At 61.6% G+C, this 6,896-nt stretch carries 5 protein-coding genes and 1 tRNA gene; 2 read left to right on the forward strand and 4 right to left on the reverse strand.

What is annotated here, in order from left to right; genetic code table 11:
• Positions 1 to 4 precede the first annotated feature (4 nt).
• Together nuoF and nuoG are read left to right on the forward strand one after the other, a co-directional pair.
• Entirely contained in the window at positions 5 to 1,270 is a 1,266-nt protein-coding gene (gene nuoF, locus ACIPSK_RS25950) for an NADH-quinone oxidoreductase subunit NuoF (RefSeq protein ID WP_162117876.1), read from the forward strand.
• A 32-nt stretch (positions 1,271 to 1,302) separates the two neighbouring features.
• Positions 1,303 to 3,882: an NADH-quinone oxidoreductase subunit NuoG gene (gene nuoG / locus ACIPSK_RS25955; protein WP_446532980.1), complete on the forward strand. Its 2,580-nt coding sequence runs from the start codon at positions 1,303 to 1,305 to the stop codon at positions 3,880 to 3,882.
• Positions 3,883 to 3,956: 74 nt separating this feature from the next.
• On the opposite strand, the gene ACIPSK_RS25960 is transcribed toward nuoG, so the two are convergent.
• The 4 genes from ACIPSK_RS25960 to ACIPSK_RS25975 all read right to left on the reverse strand — a co-directional run bounded on the left by ACIPSK_RS25960 (position 3,957) and on the right by ACIPSK_RS25975 (position 6,690).
• A complete protein-coding gene (locus ACIPSK_RS25960; protein ID WP_026154335.1) occupies positions 3,957 to 4,397 on the reverse strand; it encodes a CBS domain-containing protein in 441 nt (146 codons plus the stop codon).
• Positions 4,398 to 4,441: 44 nt separating this feature from the next.
• The gene (locus ACIPSK_RS25965; RefSeq protein WP_162117875.1) at positions 4,442 to 5,008 is read right to left on the reverse strand and encodes an NADH-quinone oxidoreductase subunit I; all 567 of its coding nucleotides are present in this window, start codon (positions 5,006 to 5,008) and stop codon (positions 4,442 to 4,444) included.
• Positions 5,009 to 5,018: 10 nt separating this feature from the next.
• Positions 5,019 to 6,020, reverse strand: coding sequence for an NADH-quinone oxidoreductase subunit NuoH (nuoH, locus tag ACIPSK_RS25970; RefSeq protein ID WP_162117874.1), 1,002 nt, complete (start codon positions 6,018 to 6,020; stop codon positions 5,019 to 5,021).
• Between the two features lie 593 nt (positions 6,021 to 6,613).
• Positions 6,614 to 6,690: transfer RNA gene (locus ACIPSK_RS25975), tRNA-Met, on the reverse strand.
• Positions 6,691 to 6,896 lie beyond the last annotated feature (206 nt).

A 6,896-nucleotide genomic window follows, 5' to 3' on the forward strand; every position in this document is an offset into this window, starting at 1 on the left:
CGCCATGTTCGAGCCGGTTCTCCTCAAGAATGTCGCCGTGCCGGACAGTCACCTGCTGTCGACCTACGAGGCTGGCGGCGGCTACCAGGCATTGGCGAAGGCGCTGCGCGAATACACGCCTGACGAGGTCATTAACCTCGTCAAACAGTCCAACCTGCGCGGTCGCGGCGGTGCCGGATTCCCGACGGGCATGAAATGGAGTTTCGTGCCGAAGCAGGTCGACAAGCCGAAATACCTTTGCTGTAACGCCGATGAGGGCGAGCCAGGTACCTTCAAGGACCGGATCATCATGGAGCGCGATCCGCATCAACTCATCGAGGGGCTGGCGGTAAGCGCCTATGCGATTGGGGCCAAAACCGCCTATGTCTACATCCGCGGAGAATATGTGACGGCAATCCGTCGCCTGGAGCAGGCGATCGCCGAGGCACACGAAAAGGGTTATCTGGGAACGGGCATTCTGGGCTCGAATTTCGATTTCGCCGTCCACATCCATTGCGGCGCAGGCGCCTATATCTGCGGCGAGGAGACTGCCATGCTCGAGTCGCTCGAGGGCAAGCGGGCGCAGCCGCGATTGAAGCCGCCGTTTCCGGCCGTGGCCGGGCTCTACGCCAGCCCGACCGTGATCAACAATGTCGAGACGCTGGCCTGCGTGCCGCATATCGTGGCGCGGGGCGCGGACTGGTTCCGCGGCATTGGGCCGGACAAGAGCCCCGGCCCGAAGCTCTACTGCCTCAGTGGGCAGGTGCGCAAACCCGGCCTCTACGAGTTGCCGATGGGCATACCCCTGCGCGAGCTGGTCGAGGAACATGCCGGCGGCGCCCTGCCGGGACGCAAGATCAAGGCGGTGATCCCGGGCGGGGTCTCAGCGCCGGTCATCCCTGAGCACGGGCTGGACGTGAGGATGGATTTTGACTCGCTGGCTGCCGCCGGCTCGATGCTCGGTTCGGCCGGCCTTATCGTGATCGACGATAGCACCTGTATGGTCAAGGTCGCCACCAGGATCATCGAGTTCTTCCACCATGAGTCCTGCGGCAAGTGCACGCCCTGCCGGGAAGGATTGAACTGGGTCGTGAAGGTCCTGCGCCGGGTTGAAGGCGGGGATGGCGCACCCGGCGATCTGGAGCAGCTGGAGATGCTCTGCAAGGGCATTTTCGGCAATACGTTTTGTGCCTTGGGTGACGGTGCAGCGATGGGATTGCGGGCAGCACTCGCGCATTTCCGAGATGAATTCGTCGCCCATGTCGAGGAGCGGAGGTGCCCGTTTCACTGAAGGAGTGTGCTGGATCAGGCTGTGAGGAGACCATGCTTAAAGTCACGATCGATGGACAAACGCTGGAAGTTGAGGCTGGCTCGACGGTGTTGCAGTCCGCCCTGCGTTTGGGCATCGACATCCCGACCTTCTGCTATATGAAGCGCCTGCCGCCGCTCGCCTCCTGCCGCATGTGTCTGGTGGAGATCGACGGCCTGCGCCGGCTGCAGCCGTCCTGCGCCACTGTGGCCACCGATGGCATGGTCGTGCGGACGAACACGCCTCTGATCGAGGAAACGCGCTCTTCCATGCTCGACATGCTGCTCGCCAACCACCCCCTCGACTGTCCGATCTGCGACAAGGGCGGCGAATGCGAGCTTCAGGACATGGTAATGGCCTACGGCCCCCGCGAAAGCCAATTCCACGATGACAAACGTGTGTTCCACTCCGAGGACATTCGTCTGAGTCCGGTCATCATCATGAACGTCAACCGCTGCATCCAGTGCCAGCGCTGCGTCCGGATGTGTGAGGAGGTCGTCGGCGCGGTGGCACTGGGCACCGTCGAAAAAGGCATGGATACCGCCGTCACCGGCTTCGAGGGCAGTCTGGCGAGTTGCGATCAGTGCGGCAATTGCGTCGAGGTCTGCCCGGTCGGCGCGCTGATGAGCTTCCCCTACCGCTACAAGGCGCGCCCCTGGGATCTCGTAGAGACCGACACGGTCTGCCCGCATTGTGGCACCGGTTGCCAGCTGACGGTGGGCACGCGCAAGGGCGAGTTCATGCGGGTGCGCTCGAAGTGGGACGAAGGTGTCAACCACGAAACTCTCTGCGTGCGAGGACGCTTCGGCCTCGATTTCGTTGCAAGCCGAGACCGGATCAAGCAGCCGATGATCCGCCACGATGGCGCCCTGGTTCCGGTTTCCTGGGACGAAGCGGGGGACTATCTGCGCCGGCGACTGTTGGCCGTCGAAAGCAAGGATGCCGGCGGGCTGGCCTCGCCTCGCCTGCCCAACGAGGTGCTTTATCAGTTCCAGAAGCTGATGCGAACGGTATTCCGGACCAACAACATCGATTGTTCGTCACGCTGGGCCGCGCCCTTCGATACGCTCGGCCCGCTATTGGGAACTTTCTACAGCCGCACGCCGCTGGACGACCTAATCGGCAACGACTGCGTGCTCGTCGTCGGAGGCAACATAACCGAGGAGAACCCGGTCACCGAATACCTGCTGCGGGACGGCGCGCGGCGGCGGCAGACCGAATTGCTCATGCTATCGGCGCGACCATCGCGTCTGGACGCCGATGCCAGGGTGGTGGTTCGTGTGCCTCCGGGCGGAGAAGCGGCGAGCCTTGCGGCGGTGGTGGCCGGTCTCGTGGCGGCGGCTGGTCAGGCCTTGCCGGGCGGCGCTTTTGCGGACATCGATGCGGCAATCGGCAGGCCGGCGGCGGGCGCCGGCAGTGACGGGCCCGATCGCCTGGCCGCCGCGCTCAGGGAAGGCCGCAGCGTCACCGTGCTTGTCAGCGTCGACCTCCTGAGATTACCCGAAGCGCGTGCGACGCTGCAGCAGCTCAACAACCTGCTGCACGTCCTCTGCCTGCTAGGCAAGGGCCCGGCGATGCAATTTCTCTTCGACCGTGCCAACCAGATGGGCGCCTGGGACATGGGGGCTCTGCCGGCGGCTCTGCCGGGGCTGCGGGCGGTCGCCGATGACGCGGCGCGCGCAACTCTTGCACGAAACTGGGGCGCCGAAATCCCGTCTGAACCCGGCGCGGATCTCGACGCCATGCTGGAGCTCTGCGTCGGCGGGCGGATGGGCGCGCTCTACATCGTCGGAACCGACCCCCTGGTCGCCTATCCCGACCGGGACTTTGTGACGCGGGCGCTCGGCGCCGCCGATCTCCTGATCGTGCAGGACGCGTTCCTCACGGATACGGCGGCCATGGCCGAGGTCGTCTTGCCCGCGTCGGGCTACGGCGAGGAATCCGGAACGTTCACCAACAACGAGGGCCGGATCCAGAATGTTCGCAAATTCCGGGAGCCCGTTTTCGAGGCGCGAGGCAATCTGGCGATTGTCGACTTCGTCGCGGCGCTACGCAACCAGGCGCTGCGGCCATCGACGCAAGCCGAAATTTTCGACGAGATTGCCCGGCTGGTTCCGGCCTATCAGGGGTTGACGCAGGACGGGCTTGGCGCCGACGGCGCATTCACCAAGGCGGTGCGATCATTACCGGCTGGCGTGTTCCTTGCACCGCCGCCCGTTCCAACAGCAGCCGACCGGCTCATGCTGATCACCGGCGACTGCCTGTTCCACAACGGATATCTTTCCGAACGGTCGGTCATCCTGAACACAGTCGCCAACGATCCCTATGTCGCGATGAGCGCGCAGGATACCGCGCAGCTTGGCCTTTCGGATGGCGATCAGGTGATCGTGCGTTCCGGCCAGGGCGAACTGACGGCGCAACTCAAGGTCGACGGGCGGTTTCCCAAGGGCCTCGTCTTCGTTCCGGAAAACTATAGAGCCTTGCGTCTCAACAGCCTGATGCGGCGGGGCGAATACCCATGCCCGGTGGAGGTCCAGAAGGTTCATGCCGCTCTTGAGCTCAACCGCACGGACCGGATCTGGCGTGGGGTCTGAAGATTTGGGATCGGGCATCGGAAGGCCCCCGGCATGCCGCCGTGTCCCAGCGTCTTTACATCGATCTGGCGACGTCAGTGATACCTGGTCCCGCAGATGTAATCCTGCAGATCCTGCTCCGTGCGCTGCGCTTCGTCGAGCCTGTGTTTAACCACGTCCCCGATACTGACCACGCCGGTAACCTCGTTCCCGTCCATGACCAGCACATGACGCGTCCGTCGATTGGTCATGATCCCCATCGCGACGGGCAGCAAATCCTGTGTCGAACAGGTCGCCACACTGCGGTTCATGATGTCAGCGGCCCGCATCATCGCCGCCTCGGCCCCGTATTCCGCCACCGCATTGCAGCAGTCCCGCTCCGACAGCGTACCGAGGTATTTGCCGTTCGATCGGCTGACGACGACGAAGCCGATATTGTTGTCTCGAAACAGCCGCAGTACCTCCACCATCGTCTGATCGGGAGCAACTGTGATGACACCGACACCCTTGTTTTTCATGATTTCACCGACAAACATCTGAGCCTCCTTCCGAGCGCTTCGGTTTGACAGCTGGCGCGCGTTCATGTTCGCCGGATATTCCGCCACCAGTTGTAGCCCTGCGTCTCTTTCGTCTCGACAAGTACGTCCTTCTTCGTATTCAGGCGCGCGGCAACCACGCCGCCGCCTGTTGCCGCCTTACCCGGCTTGGCGAGCAGATCATCGCGCCCGATCATCAGGTCAGCTGAGGAAAAACTCGAGAATTCGTATTGCTGGCCAAGCGCGATCGCGTCCGCCGGGCAGGCGTCCTCGCACAGCCCGCAGAACAGGCATCGGGCCGTGTCGATCTCGAATTTGGCCGGGTGCCGCTTGCCCTTCTCGTCCTCGTAGGGGACGACTTCGATACAGTCGCAGGGACAGATTCGCGCGCAGAGTTCGCAGGCCACGCACTTGATCTCGCCCTCTTCATCACGCGTCAGGAAGTGATGCCCGCGATAGCGGGAGTAGGGCAGCCACTTTTCCTTGTCCGGATACTGCATGGTCACGGATCTGGAGAACATGTAGCCGAAGGTCAGAGCCAAGGCGCTCGCCAGATCGGCAAAGAACGCCCAACCAATCCATGTTCCAACTCTGTCCTGCGCGCGCGACATCGCCGCCTCGCTACGGAGCCGCTACGACCCCAAAAAGTACACCGGTTATAATTATGTTCGCCATTGAAAGAGGAAGCAAGACTTTCCATCCGATCGCCATCAGTTGGTCGTAGCGGTAGCGGGGGAAAGTGAAGCGGAACCAGATAAACACATAGACGAAGAACGCGATCTTGAGCACAAACCACAAGAGCGGTGGCAAGGGAATCAGAACTCCGTTCCAACCGCCGAAGAACAGGATCACCACCAGCACCGACACAAGCAATACGATGGCATATTCGCTGACCATGAAGAAGGCAAAGCGGATACCGCTGTATTCGGTATGGAACCCGGCCCCCAGATCACCCTCCGCCTCCGCCAGGTCGAAGGGAATGCGCTGTGCTTCGGCGAGCCCGGCGACGAAGAACACAAAGAATCCGACCGGTTGGTAGACGATGTTCCAGACATCGGCCTGCGCCCGCACGATCTCGAGCAGGCTCATGGATTGCGCCAGCATGACCACGCCGATGACCGCGAACCCCATCGGGATCTCGTAGCTGATCATCTGCGCGCAGGTCCTGAGGCTGCCCAGAACAGCGTATTTGCTGTTGGAGGCCCAGCCGCCGAAGATCACGCCATAAACCTCGATCCCGATCACCGAGAAAACGAAAAGGAGCGCCACATTCATGTTGGAGACGTAGAGCGTGATCTCGTGGCCGAGGACCGAGACAGTTTCGCCGAAGGGGATCGCGACGAACACCACAAAGGGCGGGGCGAGCGCCAGGATTGGCGCCAGTTTGAACAGGAACCGGTCGGCCTCGGCCGGGATGTGATCCTCTTTGGTCAGGAGCTTGATTCCGTCCGCCGCCGGCTGCAACAGCCCGTGCCATCCCACGCGCATCGGCCCCATCCGCTGCTGCATGTGCCCGGCGATCTTCCGTTCCAGCCAGGTCAGCGGCAAGGGTAGCAACAGCAGGATCGCAATCAGGAACGCGACCTTCAAGACGATCAGGCCAAGGGCGACGATAAGTTCCATGATCCCGGCTACTTATTCATCGGGTTGAAGCGCACGACCGGACTTTGGCTCCGGCTATACAATGAGCACTGCGCGCACTTGTCAGATTACATGGTACAACGGCGACGCACCGCATACAATGCCGTCGCAGTTATGTCGCCGCTGGCTATGATGTGTCCGGGCTCAGGACGTTTTGAGACGAGTGGCTCGCTGTGCAAGATGAATGCTCCGCGTTTCCGCCGGTTGCACCGCGCCATCTTGCGTATCAAAAACCGCCGAGGCTCTCATCGCTGCAGGATGAAAGTTCCGTGGCAAGCCAGGTGGCACCCGGGGAGCTCGACACCCAGCAGAAACGCAAAAAGCTCCTCAAGGGTTATGTCGAGGAGCTTTCTGTCAAGCGACTTGAATGGGTAAATTTGCAAGTTAGTTGGTCACGGGGGCAGGATTTGCCCCGCTCGGGTCTTAAAACAGTCCACTGGACTGTTTTATCGGTCGCTGCCCGATCGACCGCTCGCCCTTCAGGTTATGGTGAGCTCTGCGAACGAGGAGCTACCATCGCCAGCGAAGATGAAGTCTTCGCGCCAGCGATATTGCTCAGGAGTGTATTTGGGATTTGGTTGCGGGGGCAGGATTTGAACCTGCGGCCTTCAGGTTATGAGCCTGACGAGCTACCGGGCTGCTCCACCCCGCGCCATGATGAGCTGTCTGGGGCAAGCCTGGACTTTTTGTTTGCCGGTCCTCGAAGGCTTTGCCTTCTGCGGTTCCGGCGGGGGCTGCTCCACCCCGCGTTATTATATTACAGCAGAAAGGGCCGCTTGGGCGACCCTTTTTGTTCGGCATGGGCCGTTTGTTTTGTTTAGAGAAGATTGTTTTATCAAAGTTGCGTTTTGCAGACCT

This window comes from Rhizobium sp. LARHSG275 (assembly GCF_052871115.1).

Bases quoted from the DNA above. Each gene is read 5' to 3' on its own strand.
- ACIPSK_RS25965 (WP_162117875.1), bottom strand. From the start codon at position 5,008: ATGTCGCGCGCGCAGGACAGAGTTGGAACATGGATTGGTTGGGCGTTC.
- ACIPSK_RS25960 (WP_026154335.1), bottom strand. From the start codon at position 4,397: ATGTTTGTCGGTGAAATCATGAAAAACAAGGGTGTCGGTGTCATCACA.
- nuoF (WP_162117876.1), top strand. From the start codon at position 5: ATGTTCGAGCCGGTTCTCCTCAAGAATGTCGCCGTGCCGGACAGTCAC.
- nuoG (WP_446532980.1), top strand. From the start codon at position 1,303: ATGCTTAAAGTCACGATCGATGGACAAACGCTGGAAGTTGAGGCTGGC.
- nuoH (WP_162117874.1), bottom strand. From the start codon at position 6,020: ATGGAACTTATCGTCGCCCTTGGCCTGATCGTCTTGAAGGTCGCGTTC.